This window comes from Paenibacillus sinopodophylli, from assembly GCF_005930355.1.
GTDB lineage: Bacteria > Bacillota > Bacilli > Paenibacillales > Paenibacillaceae > Pristimantibacillus > Pristimantibacillus sinopodophylli.
On record NZ_VDBO01000005.1, the window covers coordinates 253,019 to 272,399 of the forward strand.

The window sequence follows — 19,381 nt, forward strand, 5'->3', positions numbered from 1 at the left end:
GGGAACGCGTTGCATCTCCGTTTGACAGGTGTCCTTGCACATGCGAACTAGAGCTTGCGAAGATGTCTTCATACGTTGGAAGCCACGCTTTATAGATGATCCATTGTAAGCAGAACCGGGCAGTGGTCGCTGCCCATGATATGACAGTCAATCTGGGCATCAATAAGCTGCGGTTCTAGACGGTTTGAGACAAGGAAATAATCAATGCGCCATCCCACATTTCGCTCACGAACCTTGGGCATGTAAGACCACCAGCTATAAATATCTGCGCGATCCGGGTAGAAGTGCCTGAACGAATCGAGAAAACCGCCATCGAGGAGCTCTGTCATCTTGCCGCGCTCCTCAAGCGTAAATCCGGAGTTTCCAAGGTTCGGCTTAGGATGCTTGAGATCGATTTCTTGATGCGCAACGTTGAGATCACCGCATACAACAACGGGCTTCAATGAATCTAGCTGCTGCAAATAGCTGCGGAACCGATCCTCCCACTCCATGCGGTAATCGAGTCTGGTTAAGTCGCGTTTGGCATTAGGGGTGTACACATTTACGAGGTAGAATCCGTCAAACTCGAGCGTGATGACCCGGCCCTCAGGCTCCGAGTTTTCTTCAATACCGTAATGAACAGAGAGCGGTTTGATTCTCGTGAATACCGCCGTACCAGAGTAGCCTTTCTTCACTGCATAATTCCAAAACTGTGCGTACTCCTCGCCGAGCTCCATTGTAATCTGGCCTTCTTGCAGCTTCGTTTCCTGCAGGCAGAATATATCGGCTTCCGTTTCTTTGAAATAATCATAAAAACCTTTTGTGACGCATGCTCTTAATCCATTTACGTTCCAGGATACTAGCTTAATCATCGTTTATCTCCTTGCCAGCCATATCGTTTATTTAATAGTTTATCATAGATTGGGCTGAGATTGGCTGTCAGGAATAGGGAGAGACTGTTTGTTTGATCTCCTTCGTATAATTGCCTCCATTACGATCAAGTTAGGTACCCAACAGAGCCATGCAACAAAAAGGTATCCGGTCACGAAATCTCCAAAGAGCATGACCAGCGGCGCGAGCCAAATACGGAGGGTAACGCCAGCAAAGGTGAGAGCGTAGCTGCGGAGCATCCATTCGCGGTGTCTTTTTATATCTTTAACCATTATTTTGCGCAAGGCAATCAGGGTAGTCGTTACCCATAGAATATCCAAAATAAAGAAGCCAAGACCCGAAATCAATCCGCCCGTCGCGAACAAAGATAAATAAATGCCGGCAACGCTGCTTATCACAATGGAAAGGACATATACGTAACCAAGTCGTTTATGCAAAGCTCCTCTAGGCTTCGACTTCTTGTGGAAGAGTTGAAAGGGACCTATAGCTAGTGCCAATACGGCTGTTACAATATGGGCATACAAGACGTAGACCCACGGTGTTAGCTGGAATTCAGGCTCTTGAAGCTTGGCGGCAACAAGGCCGGCATCACTTGCATCGAATAAGCTGTACTGTACGATAGCATACCCGGCTACTGCAAAAGCAAGAAAAAAGATGAATACAACGTTCCATTTCTTCATCATTATAATCACACTCACTTCTTCAATTTTTTTAATTAATCAGTGTTCAATAAAAACCAAAAAAATTATTGCAGTCCTCGCAGAAGCAACTGCACATGCAAAGAAGCAAGCTCGTTAACCTCTTCAAAGGTTTGCGTGCCGGCAATAAAGAAGCTCACAAAGCCGTGAAGGGAGAGGAAGAGTACCCAAATCATATGATCATCGCGAGCATGATCTGGATTTATTTCGTGCAAGGATCGTTTCACAGCATTCGAAAATTTCTCGTAGCTTCCCATCTTCGCCTGCATGTAATAGCAGTCCAAATCAGGCTGCTGAATAAGGAACATCAGCTCGAATGACCGCTTGTTTTCCAATCCAAATCGAATAAACTGCATAAAAATCATGCGCAGCTGGTCGCTACCGAGTTCAGGGGTTTCGGTGATCGTGTCATGAAGGAGGGCATTTAGCCTCTCGAAATCAACTTCAGCCATCGCGCTGAACAAATCCGCTTTCTCACGGAAATGATAGTAGAGAGATCCAGGCGAGTAGCCTAATGCTTTCGCAATGCCGCGCATAGAGACATCGCGATAGCCATGCTGTGAGAATTGCTCTCTTGCTGTTTCTAATATGCGCTCTTTGCTTAGCTCTTGATCGACGGCTTTACGTGGTGTCATTTCGTTAGCTCCCTTTATTCAAACGGTGTTTAATAAAAAGATGTTACCATGTGCTTCCTATTGCCGTCAATATTTTGATTTATGCTTGGACAGAGGGGGCGTGGAGAGTGTATCCTGTTTTTATCCATATGATTCAGACGATGCAGGCTCGAAGTTATGCCGCATAAGGAAGGGGAGCAACATGAGCAAGACCCGTAAATTAAATAGCTTTAGTCATTACCGGATGATGTTAAGCCGCTATTTGCTGCCGCAGAAAAAAGCGCTGGCGACTCTTACACTGCTTATCTTCTCGTCAATTGGGCTGCAGCTCATTAATCCGCAAATCATCCGTTACTTCATTGATACGGCTCAATCGGACAAAGCCTTACAGCCGCTTTATTATGCAGCGGCGTTATTCATCGGTTTCTCGCTTATGCAACAGCTGGTATCTGTCTTCGCGACCTATGTGAGTGAGAATCTGGCTTGGCGGGCCACAAATGAGCTGCGTGGCGATCTCGCTGAGCATTGTCTCCAGCTGGACATGTCATTTCATAAAACAAACACCTCTGGCTCTATTATTGAGCGAGTAGACGGTGATGTGAATGCGCTGGCAAATTTTTTCTCCAGTTTTATGATTCATTTGGCGGGGAATCTCATCCTTATGATCGGCATTATCGTATTATTATTCCGCGAAAATGTATGGATTGGCACAGGAATGCTGCTGTTCATCGTATTCGCTATAGTTGTAATTGAACGGATCCGCAAATTTTCAATGCCGATATGGGCGAAGTGGCGGCAGATTAATGCAGAGTTTTATGGCTATATCGGTGAGCATCTGGAGGGGACGGAGGATACGCGGGCGAATGGGGCAACTGGTTTCGTGATGAGCCGCTTCTATTCGTTACTTCGCCGTATGCTGCCGCTGCGAAGAAAAGCATTTCTAGGCTTCTCCTCCATGTGGATTGCAACCATCATTGTGTTTGCATTAGGCAATGCGATGGCTTTCGCCATTAGCGCGTCCTTATGGAAGGCAGGCACAATTACGATAGGAACGGTTTATTTGATTTTCTATTACACAGAGCTGCTTGCTAAACCGATCGAGAAGATTCGTACGCAAATCGAGGATTTACAAAAAGCGGATGCCAGCTTGCTTCGTATTCGAGAGTTGTTCGCAACCGCTCCAAGGATTGAGGACGGACCTGGGGCAAAGCTGCCTGAAGGCCCGCTAGCGTTAGAGTTCGACAATGTAACGTTCGGCTATGATGAATTCCCAACGCTTGCGGAGCTAAAGCTGCATGTGAAGGAGGGCGAAGTGCTGGGCTTGCTCGGACGCACAGGCAGCGGGAAGACGACGCTTGCTCGGTTGCTATTGCGATTCTATGACCCTCAGCAGGGCAGTATCAAGCTGAGCGGAACGGATATTAAAGAGTGCAAGCTTATTGAGCTGCGATCGAGAGTAGCGCTTGTCACGCAAAATATTGAAATTCTGCAGGGCAGCGTTAGAGACAATCTCACTTTCTATGACGAGAGTATATCTGATCAGGATATTGTTGCCGTTCTGAGAGAGCTCGGACTGAGGAACTGGTATGACTCGCTGCCGGAAGGACTGGACACGCCGCTTACTTCAGGCGGGGGGAGCTTGTCCGCGGGAGAAGCACAACTGCTTGCTTTCGCTCGAGTGTTTCTTACGAATCCTGGTCTCGTCATTCTTGACGAAGCCTCGTCGAGGCTTGATCCGCTCACTGAGTTTCGATTGGAGCAAGCGATTACGAAGCTGCTCAGCAACAGATCCTGCATTATTATTGCCCATCGTCTTACAACGGTGCAGCGTGCTGACCAGATTGTCATTCTGGAACAAGGACGGATCGTGGAGAGCGGAGCTCGCATCAAGCTTGCCGCAGACCCCGATTCCAGATTTAGCCGCATGCTCGCATCAGGGCTAGAGGAGGTGCTGGCATGAGTACCTTTATGTACATGTGGCGCCTAATTAGCTACCGCAAGGGCTGGTATATGATTAATGCGCTTATGTGGACGATTATCTATTTGATGCCTATCCTGCCTGGGCTGATTATGAAAGCCTTTTTTGACTCGCTCACCGCTGAATCAAGCATTGGTGTTGGCGTTACGGGGCTTATTGCGTTATTAATTGGGGCTGCACTCGCTCGCAGTGCTGTGATATGGATTGGTTTCATAACAGATGTTAATTTCCGCTTCCGCATGGGGATGCTGCTACGAAGAAATTTACTGGAACATATTTTGAAGGAGCCGGGAGCGCGGGCGATTCCATGCTCGCCGGGTGAGGCCATCAGTTATTTCCGCGATGATGTTGATCAGTCAGAGGAGGCTGTCAGTTGGTCTGTTGATGTGTTCGGGATGACCTGCTTCGCTGCTGTCTCCTGCTATATTCTGCTTCGCATCGACGCACAAATGACACTTCTTGTGTTTTTGCCTCTCGTTATCGTAGTTGTTGCAGCGCAGCTCGCGACTACAAAGCTGCAGAAATACCGCTCGGAGAGTCGTGATTCGACTGCAAAGGTTACAGGTGCTATCAGTGAGATGTTCGGCAGTGTGCAGGCTATTCAGGTCGCAGGTGCGGAGAAGCGCGTTATGTCTCGCTTCAGGAAGCTGAACGACAACCGTCGCAAAACGATGCTGAAAGACAAGCTGATGAATGAGGTGCTGGACTCGATCTTTTCAAATTCGGTGAATTTAGGGACGGGTCTCATTCTACTGCTTGCAGGTCAAAAAATGCGCGGAGGCGAATTCACTGTAGGTGATTTCTCGCTATTCGTCTATTATCTAACCTTCGTCACGCAGTTTATTTCGAACTTCGGCAAATTTCTCACCTATTTCAAACAGATGGCAGTTGCGCTGCTGCGTTTAACGAGTATTCTGCAAGGAGCTCCAGCGGAAGTACTGACGAACAACAATCGATTGTATCTAGGTGATGCCGAAGTAAGAGAGGTTCGCATAGCTCCTTCTCCAGCGGTGGAGAAGCTTGAACTGTTAGCTGCGAGTGGTCTAACCTATATCTATCCTGAGACAGGAAGAGGAATTACGAACGTAGACCTTCGTCTGAAGCGGGGATCTTTCACCGTTATTACGGGTCCAGTGGGCTCAGGGAAAACGACTCTGGTACGAACCTTGCTGGGCCTTCTACCACAGGCTGGCGGTAATGTGCATTGGAACGGGCAGAAGGTGCTTGACCCGGGTTCCTTTTTTGTACCGCCGCGAAGCGCCTATACCGCACAGGTGCCGAGACTTTACAGCGATACACTGCGGGAGAACATATTGCTTGGCGCATCCGATCAGAAAGGGCAGCTCGCGCGGGCGCTGCATACAGCCGTGCTGGAGGATGATCTAGGCCGCTTGCAGAACGGTTTGGATACGGTAATTGGACCGCGAGGGGTGAAGTTGTCCGGCGGGCAGGCGCAGAGAACGGCTGCGGCACGCATGCTTGTACGCGACAGCGATCTCTATGTATTCGATGATCTATCCAGTGCGCTCGACGTTGAGACTGAGCAGAAGCTTTGGGCTCGTCTCTTCCGCGAACGCGGAGATGCGACCTGTCTTGTTGTTTCACATCGCAGAACGGCGCTTGCACAGGCGGATCATATTATCGTCATGCGAGATGGTAGAATTGAGTCTGAGGGAACAGCTGAGCAGCTGCTTGCAGCAAGCGATTCGTTCCGCAAGCTATGGCATGGTGAAGAGGGCTAGTTTTTCAGCATTCAGAAGCCATGAGTTCCAGTGGGAGCATGGATTCTCGTCAAGTTCAACAGCCACACAAAAAAAGGCCAATATCAGTTACGCTGGTATTGGTCTATTGATTTATCTACTCATTAGAGCGTGAGCATTCTATCCATGATAGAAACATTTTTGATCCGAATAGTCCCATTTGATATTAATGTGGTCTTTTCTTTTAGCAAAAGCGTTATCCTATGTTAGTAGACGAAGCCAATCCGCATAAAATTGTAGAAAATCGAATCAATTGAATCATTTAATGCTGTCGACTGAATCAGTCATTTGAAGTGAATATCGAATAAGAAAAGTCACATGGATTTTAGTTGCTTCTGGTAAATGAGTTATAAAAAAATGAAAATTAATAATGATAATCGTTATCAATAAATAAGGATAATTTTTTATATTACTAAATATTATTTTAAATTAACAAATAATTATAGTTGAAAAACATAAATCAAATAGTTATAATATTAAAATAAAATTAATGATATTGTAATGGGAACAAATAGAAATATTTGCTGAACTATTTAAATTATAAATAGAGGATCAAATACGATTGACATATTTTAGACTATAACTATAAAATCAAACTATCGATGGACGATGTACACGTTATCGAGTTTCTGAAGATAAGAGGCATGTTACTTGCAGCAGCAAGCATATGCTTATGCCACGGGAAATTTTTTTTGCATCTAAGATGATAATGATTATCATTGTCTTCATAATTACTTTTCTGTGAGCTCTAGCTTCGCTTTAGAGAGGAGGAATGAAGTCGGAATCAGCTTTAGTCGATCATCACTTTGAATGTCATTAAATCTTTTCTGGCAATAAAATATGAACTTAAACCTAAAGGAGTGTATTGAATAATGGTAAAATCGATGAAAAAATTGGTTCCTATGATGCTTTTGACTTTGGTATTCGCACTTGTTATGGCTATTCCGGCTTTTGCCGCATCACAAAGCTACCGTTTCCTTGATTCAGCTGGCAGCGCAACGTCCTTTACAGCTACTCACTCGAGCGCATTTATTAACGGTGCTGCTGATGTGACGGGCTCTACTGCAACAATTACACTTACTGGCGACTACTTCCCATCCCTTAAAGTAAATGGTACTTTTGCAACAAGAGCAGTGGTCGGAGGCAACACAACTTTCACGTTCCCGGTTGCTGACGTAGTTACCAATATCCCGGTTGAGCTTAGAGTTTACATCGAGGATATTCACGATGCAACATTCAACCTGCAAATCGACTGGCTATAATTCATATTATAACAGCGACCTGACTTTCTGAGAAAAGCTAGTAATGAGAAGCGGCCTGATCTATTCAGCCGCTTTTCATTACGTCTGTTTGGGCAGAAGCAGGTTGCAAAGAGGGAGTGTAAAAAAGTTGAAAAACAACCTAAGAAAATCCGTTGCCATGCTGCTAGCGTTCATGCTGCTGCTGACATCATTTCAATTAAGCTATGCCGCAGATTCGCAGGAAGCAATCGTTCAAGACGGCGAGTATGCAATCAGCTACAGCTACTGGAAGGATAACGAGGCAACGGCGTCGGCTGCGAATGGATTTATGCAAACCGGCAATGCAGGTAAATTGATTATTCAGAATGGAAAAGCAGTGTTCGAGCATGAAATTACGAATAAGAGCTATGCTTATTTTCATTATTTAGGCTCGCGTAAGTCAGGAAACAGCAAGGCTGTTATTACGTCAGTTGGTTCCAATTACATAGTAGATGGCCAAGATGGCTATCAACCGGTTACTTATCGTCCGGCAAACAACGGTACAGGAAACTGGATCGTTGGAATCGATATCGAGAACGTATGGCAGAAACAAGATATACTCATGCATGTTGAGGTTACAGACATTCCGGGGTTCACTTACAATCACTGGTATAATGTTCAATTAAATCTGAATACAAGCACGCTGCCGCAGCTTCCAGTAGATGGAGGCGGCGATAACGGTGGAAATAATGGAGGGGGTACAGAACAGCCGGTTACCCTTGAACAGGTAGAAGAGTTGATTACGGTATCACGTTCAGTCTATGACCATTCAACGGAAGGAACAAGCAACGGCGACTATCCGGTAGGATCGAAAGCATTATTCTACGACAGCATCGTGCTTGCCGAGTCGGATAAGGCAGCAGCGGGCTCGGACGCGGCTCTTCTTAAAGAGGTTTACATGAAGCTGGAAACGGCTCTGAACCTGTATAAGTCATTATTGCTGTCTGCAGACAAATCAGGTCTAAGTCTTCTTATTCATCTATCAGAGGAGATCTCAGCATCTGCCGTGGAAGTAGGGACGGCTGAAGGCAAGCCGGGCGACATCTACGCACCTATTACGCCGGGAGAATATGCGAAAGGCTCCATCAGTAATTTTAAAGCTGATATTAGCAATGCGAAAACGGTGTTAAATAATGAGCGAGCAAGTCAGACAGCTGTTGACGCAGCAGTTAATACAATAAATGCTAGATATATTGACTTCTCAACTTGGCAATACATTGCTGCAGAGCCGACGAAAATTTATGTGTTGGATTCTTTGGACCCGACAACGGTCGAGTCTACCTATTTTGAGGAAATAGAGAGAACGACTGCTCTTATCACGAATACGGGTTTGCAGAACCGAACAAGTGTTAATCTTACCTTCAATGCTTCTGCGATCTCAGAGGTTATCCAGTCTAATGCTCTAGAAGGCGGCGGAATGTCGACGGATCCTTTGGTATTCACGAGAAATCGAGATAAAGCTATACCTATTAATAACAGTACGACTGCCGAGAAAAAGGTTTATCAGGTTATTATCCGTAATTTGCTGGCGACTGATGAAGTATGGCAGGGACTCTCCTTTGTTAAATACAAATTGGAAGGCGAGACCAAACAATTCTATGTCAGTTACAACGCTGAATGGCTGCAGGAGCTAGAACAGGCTGCGGCGAGCGTGCAGAAGCAGCTGGATGCTGCAATTGCGGTAACAGGAGAAGAGCTGCAATTTGAAAATGCGAAAGCGGAACTGCAGACGGCGATACATTCGGCGGAGCAGGTCTCAAGAAACCTTGCTGCTACAAGGCCGCAAATCACTAGTGAGAAATCTGAACTGCAAGCGGCACTAGCTGCGTTCAAAGAAACGGCCGCAACTGAAGTTTATTTCTCTGCTGTCTATGCAGATAAAGAGCAATTCTCCACGATGGATAGTTACTTTGCGAAGCCGGCTCTAGTTACGACGCAAAACGGCTCCACTTTCGTAACATTGACGGTGAAAGACAGCTCGACGGTCCAAGCGTTCCGCGTCAAAACAGGTGGGGCGTTCGTGGAATCTGAAGTAATCAGTCAAGACACAGAAGCGAATACGCGAGTCGTGACATTCAAGGTCGATGATCTATCGGCGCTTGTAAGCGCACAGGTTCGTGTGGTCATTCCAGCGAGAAATTATGACAGCACGCATGATATTCGCTTGAACATCAATAATGTGAACAATGCGGCATTAGCACTAGCTATTGCTGATGCGACTGCGCTTGATAAAGCTGCCGTGGCAGGAAGCAACAAAGGCGAATATCCTGCATCCGCAAAGAGCACGCTGCAAAGCGCGATTCTGACAGCAAGTGCTGAGGCCGTGCGAGTAACAGGCACCCAAGAGCTTACTGACACAGCTTGGGCGGATCTTCAGGCTGCTATCGTTGTATTTAAAGCAGCAGTAATCACAGTTACGACGCCAGATCCAACGGCAACACCAATACCTGATTCAGGCTTAGCTAATGGTCAATACAGCATCAATGTTAAAATATTGAAGTTCGGAACGGAACAAGATTCGGTTATGCAGTCTTACATTAACCCGAATGCCAAGCTAATCGTGTCAGGCAGCAGCAATGTGATCCACCTGACGATCAAGCAGGACAAGGAAATTACGGGGCTGAAATTTAATGGCGCTAACGTTTCAGTTGTGAGCAGAAATGTGGAGCAGAACACGAGAGTGGTCTCGTTCTCAGTATCAGATTTGTCTAAGGTCGTGAATGGTTGGGTGAAAATCGACTGGCCGGAAATGGATTATTTCCATGAATACGATATTCAGATTAAATTCGACCAAACCAGTATTAGAAAATATGATGGATCTGATATTCTTCCTGTAGAGGACGAAGAGACAGCCGTGGATGATTTGGTAGAGCCGGTTGTTACAAATTTCAAGGATATTCAAGGTCACTGGGCGCAATCGTCTATTGAGAAAGCAATTGCCCTCGGCATTGCGAAAGGCTATGAGGATGGCAAGTTTTATCCGAATGCAGTCATTAACCGTGCTGAATTCGCGGTCATGATCAGCCGCGCACTGAAGCTTGAAGCGAGCAAGGAAGGGACGAAGTTTAACGACAAGGATCAATTGCCGAAGTGGGCAGAAGAGCATATCGCTAGAGCGGCAAAAGCTGGCTTGATCGGCGGGTACGATGATCAGACCTTCCGTGCAAAAAATGAAATAACACGCGCAGAGCTGGCGGTCATCATCGCACGCGCAGCGAAGCTTGAAACGAAAGAGGACGCGGTATTGTCCTTCGCTGATGCAGCCGAGTTCCCAACATGGGCAAGACAAGAAGCTGCAGCTGCGATTGAAGCTGGTTATATTCAAGGAAAAGGAAACAACAGGTTTGATCCGAACGCAAGTGCAACGCGCGCAGAAGCGCTGACGCTGATTTTACGCTTGTTGGAGAAGAAGTAACATATTTTCGCTAAAAAAAGCCGAGATCTTCCTATATGGAAGGTCTCGGCTTTTTAGATGAAGAAATATGCAGTTGACATGATTAAATCCTAATGGTAGGATGAATATATCCTAATTATAGAATTTATGAAATTAAGATATATGCAAGGAGGTACAGCAATGTATCATCCCAATGAACAAAGTCAGCTTGATCTTAGGCTGTTTCGTATTTGGCATAAGGCAGGCATAGCGGTACAAAACAATGTCCGTAAGGATATGGAGAGCTATGGCATCAATCAGGAGCAGTTTATGATATTGGAGCTGCTATATAGTAAAGGACCGCACAAGGTTCAGAAGATTAGCGAGAAGTTCTCGATTCCAAGCGGCAGCATTACTTATGTAATCGATAAGCTCGAGAAGAAGAGTTACGTGAAGCGAGAGCCCAGCGCAACGGATCGCAGAGGCTGGAACGTTACGCTTACGGATGAAGGACATGCATTTTTTGATACTATTTTTCCTAAGCATGCTGAAGTTATCAGCCGTCAATTAAGTTTTATAGGCAACGAAGAGAAGGAGCAGCTAATCGTACTCTTGAAAGCAATTGGCCTTGGCGCCGAAGCACTCAGTGAGAAGGGGGAGTAATGAGATGAAGGTGAACGTGTATACACCGCTTCAGCAGGCCGTTGGTTCATTTGAGGGCGGGAGAATTATTGAGCAGAAGCCCATTGGATTCCCGCAGGAGCAAGAAGCTGTGAAAGGGGTAGGCCCTCTGTTCTACTGGGCATGGGCACATGCTAAGGAAGGGGGCAGCATCGGGCTACATCCGCATAAGGGCTTTGAGATTATGACGTATGTCGTGAACGGGATCGTTGAGCATGGCGATACATTAGGCACGGAGAGCATTGTTGGATCGGGCGGAGCCCAGGTTATGCAGACGGGTTCAGGCGTATCTCACCGCGAGAAAATAACTGGCCCCGACGCGGAGATTTTTCAAATTTGGTTCGAGCCAGATCTGAATGAATCGGTCAAGAGAAAGCCGACTTATCATGATTATCATGCAGAGGATTTCCCGACATTCAATGGAAATGGTGTGCATAGGAAAACGATTCTTGGCGAGGAATCCCCTATCCAACTCGTAACGGATGTGCAGATGTGGGATTTGACTTTGGAGGAAGGAACGGAATATACGTTCACGATTCCTGAAGGCTATGCCGCTGCAGTACTTGCGATTAGAGGCGATGGCTTATGGAGCTTTGGTGCGGAGGGTGCTAGCAGGGCAATCTTCAAGCAAAAGGACTTTACTGTCCTAGAAGCGCAAGGACAAGCAGAATTGATCCAACTGGTTATTGGTGACAAGCAGGCTAGATTGATCTTTATTCAGGTGCCTGTGCAGGTTGAATACCCGTTATATCAGCGTTAATACTTATTATTCAGCATAGAGAAGGAGTTGTTTATGATGTCAAAGGTGAAGCTAGCCATTATTTATTACAGTGTTACGGGTACTAACTATCAAATGGCACAATGGGCGGCAGCAGGTGGCGAAGAGGCTGGAGCCGAGGTTAGAATTCTCAAGACTGCAGAGCTTGCAAGCGAAGATGCGATTCAGGAGAATCCGATTTGGCGGACTCATATTGCAGAAACCAAACATATTCCTGAAGTTACCTATAAGGATTTGGAATGGGCGGATGCGATCATTTTCAGTATTCCATCGCGCTTTGGCGGCATTCCAGGCAGCGTAAAGCAGTTTCTGGATTCAACGGGCTCGTTGTGGTTTAACGGCAAACTGGTGAACAAGGTCGTAAGCGGGATGACTTCTGCACAGAATGCTCATGGCGGGCAAGAGCAGACGATCCTTAGTCTATATACGTCCATGTATCACTGGGGCGCGATTGTTGCAGCACCGGGCTATTCAAGCCCAGTGACGTTCGAGGCGGGCGGCAATCCCTATGGCACAAGCGTTACGGTTCAAGGGGGCAAAATGGTTGAAGACGTCAAAGCGGCTGTCGAATATCAAGCGAAGCGTACGGTGACGGTAGCGCAATGGGTGAAGAACGGACTTGCAGAATCTTAAATCAAGTTTATAATAGGCAGTGGTTAGAGGACAGCATTAGGCTGTCCTTTTTCTTGTTCTGTGTTGCAAATAGAGGTGAAAGAACGTCTTACATGTAGAACCTCTATGCTGCAAGTAACAAAACTAAAATAGAGATTTGGAAGGGAGCAGAAATGGAAGACATTATTATCTGGTTAAAGTATGTGCTGCTGGGCATCGTTCAAGGCGCAACAGAGCCGATTCCAGTATCGTCCAGCGGGCATCTTATTGTTGCCCAGTGGCTGCTTGGCGTGGAACAAAAAGGACTGGCATTCGAAATTTTAACGAATACGGCCTCGCTTATCGCAATTAGCTTCATCTATCGTAAAGATATCTGGCGTTTGCTAATTAGCAGCATTCGTTATATTCAGACGCGAGATAAGAACTATAAGTCAGATTTTCTGTTCGTGGTGTATGTTGGAGTGGGTACAATTCCAGCGGTTGTAGTTGGGCTTCTATTCAAAGATCAAATTGAAAGCTATTTCTCTAGCGTGCGAACCGTAGCTTTCTCATTATTATTGACTGGTTTGGCGCTTTGGTTCATTCGCAACCTGCGCGGCCGTAAACGAGATGGTGATTTGTCCTTCAAAGATGCCCTCTTAGTGGGATTGGCGCAAGCTATTGCACTAGTGCCTGGTATTAGCAGATCAGGTTCCACCGTTATCGCTGCCATTGGGGTAGGGATGAAGCAGGAAACGGCACTCCGGTTTTCGTTCATGCTTTATATTCCCATCAGCTTGGGTGGTTTAGTGATGGGTATCAAAGACCTTTCAGCATCTTCGGATTTATCAACTTTAGCCATTCCTTATATTCTTGCATTTTTAACTACGTTAATCGTTACTTATATCGCTATGAAGTGGTTTATGAACATCATGGCGAAAGGAAGTTTGATTTATTTCGCCTATTATTGTTTTGCTGCTGGTATTCTTCTTCTCTTATTTCTGCCTTGATAATAAATGGTATAGGTGAATGGGCGAATGGGGATGGTAACAGGCTTATCCTCATGCTGCGTTGATTATTGATAGAATCGTTGATTTTTAAAATTACGAAACGGGTCTTTTTCACCTATAATAAACATACGGGAATTAGCAATCCGATAGAGACCAGCGAAGGGGCATTAAGCGAATACAACGTACCCCTTTTGGATAGCGGTATTATAAGTAAGGAAACGAAGCCGGCATCGACAGGTAGCCGGCTTCTTGCGTTCACTCGAAGAAGAGAAAGGTAGTCCTATGTATAAAATAACGAGGCTGCTCCGAAATTTAAGCGTAACTTGGAAATTCGTTGCAACGTTTCTGTGCATTCTGGCTGTCTCTTTGTCCGCCTGCGGTATTTATTTGTACTTGCAATTGTCAGGCTCGGCTGTATCACAAGCACAGATCGTTATGGAGCAGAATTTGCTCCAGACCCGCAATAGTGTGACGAACAAGATGAATATGATCCAGAATATATCCAAGCTGCTTACCTCGGATATTCGTCTTCAAACCTTTTTGGGAAGCGATTTCAATAAAAACTCATTCTCTTATGACGATTATACTTCAAATATTAGTCCTTACGTGGAGAATGTGATGCGGCAAAATCCGAGCGTGCACTCCTTGCGCGTCTATATGACAAATCCGTCGATTCCGGAGATATTCGATAGCTTCTATCAAATCTCTCGAATCGCGGAACAGCCATGGGCTAAGGAAGTATTGAGGGATGAGACGAGTACCTTCGGCTGGAGAGGCCTTCACACCGAGAAGCTGCTGTTGAATATTCCGAAGCGCGGTGAGCCGGGCAATGTATTCTCCTTCTACCAGAAAATAAATTCCATTCGCTATTTCGATACGGTTGGTTTGCTTGAAATTGAAATATTGGAAAGTGAACTATTCGATATTTTGAATTCGGAGAGCACAGGGCAAATTGGCGATATATTTATGATTGATCAGAATAATTATGTCGTTTCCAGCAATAAGAGCGGACTATTTAAGCAAAAGCTTCCAGATGAGGGCTTAACCCAGCTTCCGCTTAATACAGGCTTTAATCAGGTACTTAAGGTGAACGGCAGCAAGTCAGTCGTCATTTCGGTGCCGATGCATGATCTTGGGCTTCGCTTGATTGGTATCTTCCCGGTCAGCGGTCTGAACGAGAAGGTGAAGGAATCTGCTTTCTCCATTACGGGTATTCTGCTTATTGCGCTAGTCGTGCTCGGTTTTGTCGTCTATTTCATTACGAACGCTCTGCTATCGCGGCTAAAGAGGATTGTGCTCGCTATGAAACGGGTCAAAGAAGGCTCGTTAACCGTTTCGGTGCCCGTACAATCCAATGATGAGTTTTCTCAGATTGCGATCAGCTTCAACCATATGACCGAAAGAATTCACGAGCTCGTCGAAACTGTTTATAAAAGCCAGCTCATGGAACGGGAAGCGGAGCTTAAAGCGCTAGAGTCGCAGGTTAATCCGCACTTCCTCTACAATACGTTAGCTACTATATCCTGGGTGGCTCGGAAAGCGGATTCAAAGGAGATTGTCCATTTGTCAGGAGCGCTGGCACAGTTTTATCGGTTGGTGCTCAATAAAGGAAGACGAGAGATTCTGATTAAGGAAGAGCTGGAGATGGTGAAGGCCTATCTAGCTATTCAGAAGTTTCGCTTCGAGGAAATGTTTGATGTCGTTTACGATATCGATGAACGAGTGTATGAATATTGTGTCGTCAAAAATATTCTTCAGCCTATTGTTGAGAATGCACTGAATCATGGCATCGAACCAAAACGTGATCGAGGTACGCTGCAGATTAAAGCTTCGCTTCAGGAGGATGATATGCTTTGCTTTAAGGTAATTGACGATGGTGTAGGTATGTCTAAAGAGCGGCTAGCGGCTTTGCTTGCCGGCAACATTGAGCGAACGAGCGGCAGCGGGTATGCAGTGAGAAATATTACGGAGAGACTAAGCTCTTATTACGGAGATAAGCATGTCTTCCGCATTCACAGCGCACCGGGCATTGGAACGTCGGTAATGATTACTTTTGCCAAGGAGAGAGCGTGACTATGTATAAATTGCTAATCGTTGAGGATGAACGTTGGGAACGGGAAGGACTGATCGATTTCCTCGATTGGACTTCCCTTGGCATCGAGCTGCTTAGCACGGCTCGCGACGGAATTGAAGGATTAGAGCAGACGCTTGAACTGGAGCCTGACATTGTGATTACGGATATTCGGATGCCAGGCATGGATGGTCTCGAAATGTCTCGCAGAATCAAGAAGGCTAAGCCGCATATTCGAATCATTATTTTGACGGGCTACGGTGATTTCGAATACGCCCGCAAAGCCATTGACATACGAGCGAGCCATTATGTGTTGAAGCCAATTAATGAGCATAAGCTGCTTGAAGCAATCCAGAAAGTGATTCGAGAATGTGAAGAGGATGTTCAAAACAAGCAGGAGAGAGAGAAACTGCGGTCTGAGGCTTTGGAGCATCGTGAGCAGATGAAGGAGAAATGGTTGAATGATTTGCTCTTTGGCTCACTTGATCCGAAACTGGTTAGAGAGTTGGCTCAAGTGGAGGGGTTCGGCTTGGGACTTGGCCAATATGTCGCGTATGCCATTGCGGAGCCGAAACAGGCGAGAGGGGCAGAACGGCTGCGCAGCTTGTTTCCTAATCCGTGTATGCTTGCCTATTCGGATCATAGGGAGGGGCAATGGATTATTGTGATTCCTGAACCGAAGGAGCCTCAGGAGGCATTCGTGGCAAAGCTAGTTCGACAGCTAACGCAGGGCAGTGGCTGGCTATGGCCCTCCAAGATGATAATTGGAGCAGGCACGGCTGTTGACGGATTGACGCATATCGCGGCGTCGGTGAAGCAGGCAGAGCAAATCTTGGCTTACGCATCGTTCTGGGATGTGGATGGTATCGTCGGCATAGAGCAGGTGGAGCGGGAGAGAACAGGGTTTCTGAATGAGGTTGCCGATTTCCTGCAGAAGAGCAGCCAGCAGGTGAAGGCCATTGTTCATGCTGTCCATGCGCTTGATGAGCCGAAGGCTCTTGCTGGAGCCGAAGAGATGTTCCAGGCATTGCTGTCGCGCCGCGGCGCAGAAGGTGACTATATTCGTCATTATATAAGCGGGTTATTATTTGAGCTCTCTGTACTTTCAGGCATGAGCCAGTCGGAGGGCCGCTTGCATGCAGACCCCGGCGAGCAGTTGTATGCGCTACCAACGCTTGCCGCTATCAATGTGTATACGCTAGCGTTTATTACGGAGACGATAAAGGCGATAAGAGAGAAGCGCGACGGAAAAGAGGAGTACGTGATTCGTCAGGTGAACAAGCTGATCGAGCAGCGATTCATATCCTCCGATATCAGCTTAAAGTCTATAGCAGAAGAGGTATTCTTATCTCCTAATTACTTAGGATCATTATATAAAAAGTCAACAGGGCAGTCGTTTCACGACAAGCTCGCAGCGGTGAGAATGGAGAAGGCTAAGTCGCTTCTGGCGCTCCCGCATTATAAGGTTGCAGCAGTCGCCCAAGAAGTGGGCATTCCGAGCACCTCGTATTTTTGCACCGTTTTTAAAAACACGTTTGGCATTTCGCCGGGGGAGTATCAGGAAATGTTGCACCGCAAATGATGATTGCCTACACGGTTAAATGAACGGCTGCCTGAGCAATAGGCGGCTGTTTTTATTGTGAAGAAGAAATGTAAGCGCTGCTAAAAGTGCGTTGAAATTTGCAACAATCCACACTTTTTGATATATCTCGCCGCCTTTGTATCTTCTACAATAAAAACAAGGAAATCATCAAGAGAAGGGGTGGACAGATGGATAACTTAACGATGGCCGCGAAGCCGGGCACAAGCGGCGGAACCGCGCGAAGCCAATTCGGCAAGCGATTATGGGCACAGCGCTACTTAATGATTCTAACGCTGCCGGCCGTTATTTGGCTAATTATATTCCATTACGTGCCGATGTACGGCATTATTATTGCATTCGAGGAGTACAACCCCGTGCAGGGCTTTACCTTCAGTCCATGGGTGGGGCTCGCGAACTTCAAGGAGCTGTTTATTGATCCGAGCTTCCTTGATTCGGTAGTCAATACGTTCAAAATTAGCTTTCTAAAGCTGCTATTCGGCTTTCCTGCACCGATATTGCTAGCCATTATGCTTAACGAGCTGAGGGCGCAGCGACTTAAGAAAATTGTACAGTCGCTGTCTTACCTGCCCTACTTTATTTCATGGGTATTCGTTGTCGGCTTTATGTATACGCTGCTTGATCCGCGAACAGGTGCGCTTAGCGGACTGCTTCAATGGCTCGGCCTAATCTCGCAGGAGCAACTGCTTATGGGAGATCCCAAAACCTTTACGACACTTGTTGTCGTTTCTGAGGTGTGGAAAAACATCGGTTGGAACTCGATCATATTTTTGGCAGCGATTGCAAGTATTGACCCGCAGCTCTATGAGGCGGCAACGGTGGATGGCGCAGGGCGCTTTCGCAAAATATGGCATGTAACACTGCCTGCTATTAAGCCGACAGTCGTTATTCTGCTCATTCTAAACGTAGGCGGTCTGGTGAATGCCAACTTTGATCAGCTGTTCCTCATGAAAAATTCGATGACGCAGGATCAGGCAAACGTGCTTTCTATATACTCCTATGAGATGGGCCTCGTGCTTGGACGATTCTCTTATGGTACAGCAGTAGGACTGTTCCAGTCTGTTGTCGCGTTCCTGCTTATGCTGGGAGCCAACTACTCGTCGCGCAAAATAACGAATGAAAGCTTATTCTAGCTGCGGATCGCATCTATGAACGAGACAGATATGATTGAGGAGGGTTAGCTATGAATGCTGTACACCGGACAACGGGAGAAAAGCTGTTCGATGCGGCGAATGTTGTGCTGCTCGTGCTGCTTGCCTTTGTGACCTTGTATCCGTTCTATAACATATTGATTACTTCGCTTAACGATCCCGCCGATGCGGCGCGGGGAGGCATTACCTTTTGGCCGCGCGTGCTTTCCTTCGAGAATTACAAAATGGTGCTGCAGGACGAAAGCTTGATCAACGCCTTTGTAGTGACGGTGCTTCGTACGATCGCAGGTACGGCTACGGCCGTACTTTTCACTGCAGCGTTCTCGTACGGTGTATCCAAGCCCGAACTGCTTGGTCGTAAGCTATTTCTGATTCTGGCCATCATCACGATGTACTTCAGCGGGGGTCTTATTCCGCAATACTTGCTTATTGCCCAGTACCTCCATCTTAAGGGCAGCTTCTTGGCTTATATATTGCCGAACCTGTTCAGCGTGTTCAATGCACTAATTATGATTACCTTTTTCCGAGGCATTCCGAAGGAAATGGAGGAATCGGCCAAGGTAGACGGAGCTCATGAGCTTACTATATTCTGGCGTCTTGTGCTGCCGGTCTCCAAGCCGGTACTGGCAACTATTGCGCTTTACAATGCTGTGTTTCACTGGAACTCATGGTTTGATGCGATGCTCTACGGTGGCGAGAGCCTAAGAACGCTACAGCAAATTTTGATGCAAATTATTAGCTCCAACAGCAATGTAAGCTTGATGGCGAGCAATCTCGGGATGAAAGCCGTGACGGCCGAATCTGTGAAGCTGGCGACAATGGTCATTACGACGCTTCCGATTGTATTCTCGTATCCATTCCTGCAGAAATACTTTGTCAAAGGCATTATGATTGGTTCTGTCAAAGGCTAAGCAACGGCTTCCGCG

General features: G+C 46.5%; 15 protein-coding genes. 12 read left to right on the forward strand and 3 right to left on the reverse strand.

The window, feature by feature from the left end; translation table 11 throughout:
* Window positions 1-89 precede the first annotated feature (89 nt).
* The 3 genes from FGT79_RS20065 to FGT79_RS20075 all read right to left on the reverse strand — a co-directional run bounded on the left by FGT79_RS20065 (window position 90) and on the right by FGT79_RS20075 (window position 2,203).
* On the reverse strand, window positions 90-848 hold the full coding sequence (locus FGT79_RS20065) for an exodeoxyribonuclease III (protein ID WP_138754664.1): 759 nt from the start codon (window positions 846-848) through the stop codon (window positions 90-92).
* A 45-nt stretch (window positions 849-893) separates the two neighbouring features.
* Window positions 894-1,553: a DUF2306 domain-containing protein gene (locus FGT79_RS20070; protein WP_246096512.1), complete on the reverse strand. Its 660-nt coding sequence runs from the start codon at window positions 1,551-1,553 to the stop codon at window positions 894-896.
* A 62-nt stretch (window positions 1,554-1,615) separates the two neighbouring features.
* Window positions 1,616-2,203 carry a TetR/AcrR family transcriptional regulator gene (locus FGT79_RS20075; protein ID WP_138754605.1) on the reverse strand — a complete coding sequence of 196 codons (588 nt, stop codon included), beginning with the start codon at window positions 2,201-2,203 and terminating at the stop codon, window positions 1,616-1,618.
* A 181-nt stretch (window positions 2,204-2,384) separates the two neighbouring features.
* Here FGT79_RS20075 and FGT79_RS20080 point away from each other — a divergent pair, with 181 nt between their 5' ends.
* From FGT79_RS20080 to FGT79_RS20135, 12 genes are all read left to right on the forward strand, one after another.
* The gene (locus tag FGT79_RS20080) at window positions 2,385-4,142 is read left to right on the forward strand and encodes an ABC transporter ATP-binding protein (RefSeq protein WP_138754606.1); all 1,758 of its coding nucleotides are present in this window, start codon (window positions 2,385-2,387) and stop codon (window positions 4,140-4,142) included.
* Window positions 4,139-5,902, forward strand: a complete 1,764-nt coding sequence (locus tag FGT79_RS20085; RefSeq protein ID WP_138754607.1) for an ABC transporter ATP-binding protein — start codon at window positions 4,139-4,141, stop codon at window positions 5,900-5,902. Before FGT79_RS20080 ends, FGT79_RS20085 begins: the two co-directional genes overlap by 4 nt.
* Before the next feature lie 890 nt (window positions 5,903-6,792).
* Window positions 6,793-7,182, forward strand: coding sequence for a hypothetical protein (locus FGT79_RS20090; RefSeq protein WP_138754608.1), 390 nt, complete (start codon window positions 6,793-6,795; stop codon window positions 7,180-7,182).
* A gap of 127 nt (window positions 7,183-7,309) precedes the next feature.
* Window positions 7,310-10,615 carry an NEAT domain-containing protein gene (locus tag FGT79_RS20095; RefSeq protein ID WP_171056342.1) on the forward strand — a complete coding sequence of 1,102 codons (3,306 nt, stop codon included), beginning with the start codon at window positions 7,310-7,312 and terminating at the stop codon, window positions 10,613-10,615.
* A 159-nt stretch (window positions 10,616-10,774) separates the two neighbouring features.
* Window positions 10,775-11,236: a MarR family winged helix-turn-helix transcriptional regulator gene (locus tag FGT79_RS20100; RefSeq protein ID WP_138754610.1), complete on the forward strand. Its 462-nt coding sequence runs from the start codon at window positions 10,775-10,777 to the stop codon at window positions 11,234-11,236.
* A 4-nt stretch (window positions 11,237-11,240) separates the two neighbouring features.
* Window positions 11,241-12,014 (forward strand): pirin family protein, encoded by a 774-nt coding sequence (locus FGT79_RS20105; RefSeq protein ID WP_138754611.1) that lies wholly within the window; start codon window positions 11,241-11,243, stop codon window positions 12,012-12,014.
* A 36-nt stretch (window positions 12,015-12,050) separates the two neighbouring features.
* Window positions 12,051-12,665 carry an NAD(P)H:quinone oxidoreductase type IV gene (gene wrbA, locus FGT79_RS20110; RefSeq protein ID WP_138754666.1) on the forward strand — a complete coding sequence of 205 codons (615 nt, stop codon included), beginning with the start codon at window positions 12,051-12,053 and terminating at the stop codon, window positions 12,663-12,665.
* A 152-nt stretch (window positions 12,666-12,817) separates the two neighbouring features.
* Window positions 12,818-13,633 carry an undecaprenyl-diphosphate phosphatase gene (locus FGT79_RS20115; RefSeq protein ID WP_138754612.1) on the forward strand — a complete coding sequence of 272 codons (816 nt, stop codon included), beginning with the start codon at window positions 12,818-12,820 and terminating at the stop codon, window positions 13,631-13,633.
* Between the two features lie 282 nt (window positions 13,634-13,915).
* The gene (locus FGT79_RS20120; protein ID WP_138754613.1) at window positions 13,916-15,706 is read left to right on the forward strand and encodes a cache domain-containing sensor histidine kinase; all 1,791 of its coding nucleotides are present in this window, start codon (window positions 13,916-13,918) and stop codon (window positions 15,704-15,706) included.
* A gap of 2 nt (window positions 15,707-15,708) precedes the next feature.
* The gene (locus FGT79_RS20125) at window positions 15,709-17,286 is read left to right on the forward strand and encodes a response regulator (RefSeq protein WP_138754614.1); all 1,578 of its coding nucleotides are present in this window, start codon (window positions 15,709-15,711) and stop codon (window positions 17,284-17,286) included.
* A 188-nt stretch (window positions 17,287-17,474) separates the two neighbouring features.
* Window positions 17,475-18,437 (forward strand): ABC transporter permease, encoded by a 963-nt coding sequence (locus tag FGT79_RS20130; RefSeq protein ID WP_212758616.1) that lies wholly within the window; start codon window positions 17,475-17,477, stop codon window positions 18,435-18,437.
* A 50-nt stretch (window positions 18,438-18,487) separates the two neighbouring features.
* Window positions 18,488-19,366: a carbohydrate ABC transporter permease gene (locus FGT79_RS20135; protein WP_138754615.1), complete on the forward strand. Its 879-nt coding sequence runs from the start codon at window positions 18,488-18,490 to the stop codon at window positions 19,364-19,366.
* Window positions 19,367-19,381: the final 15 nt, after the last annotated feature.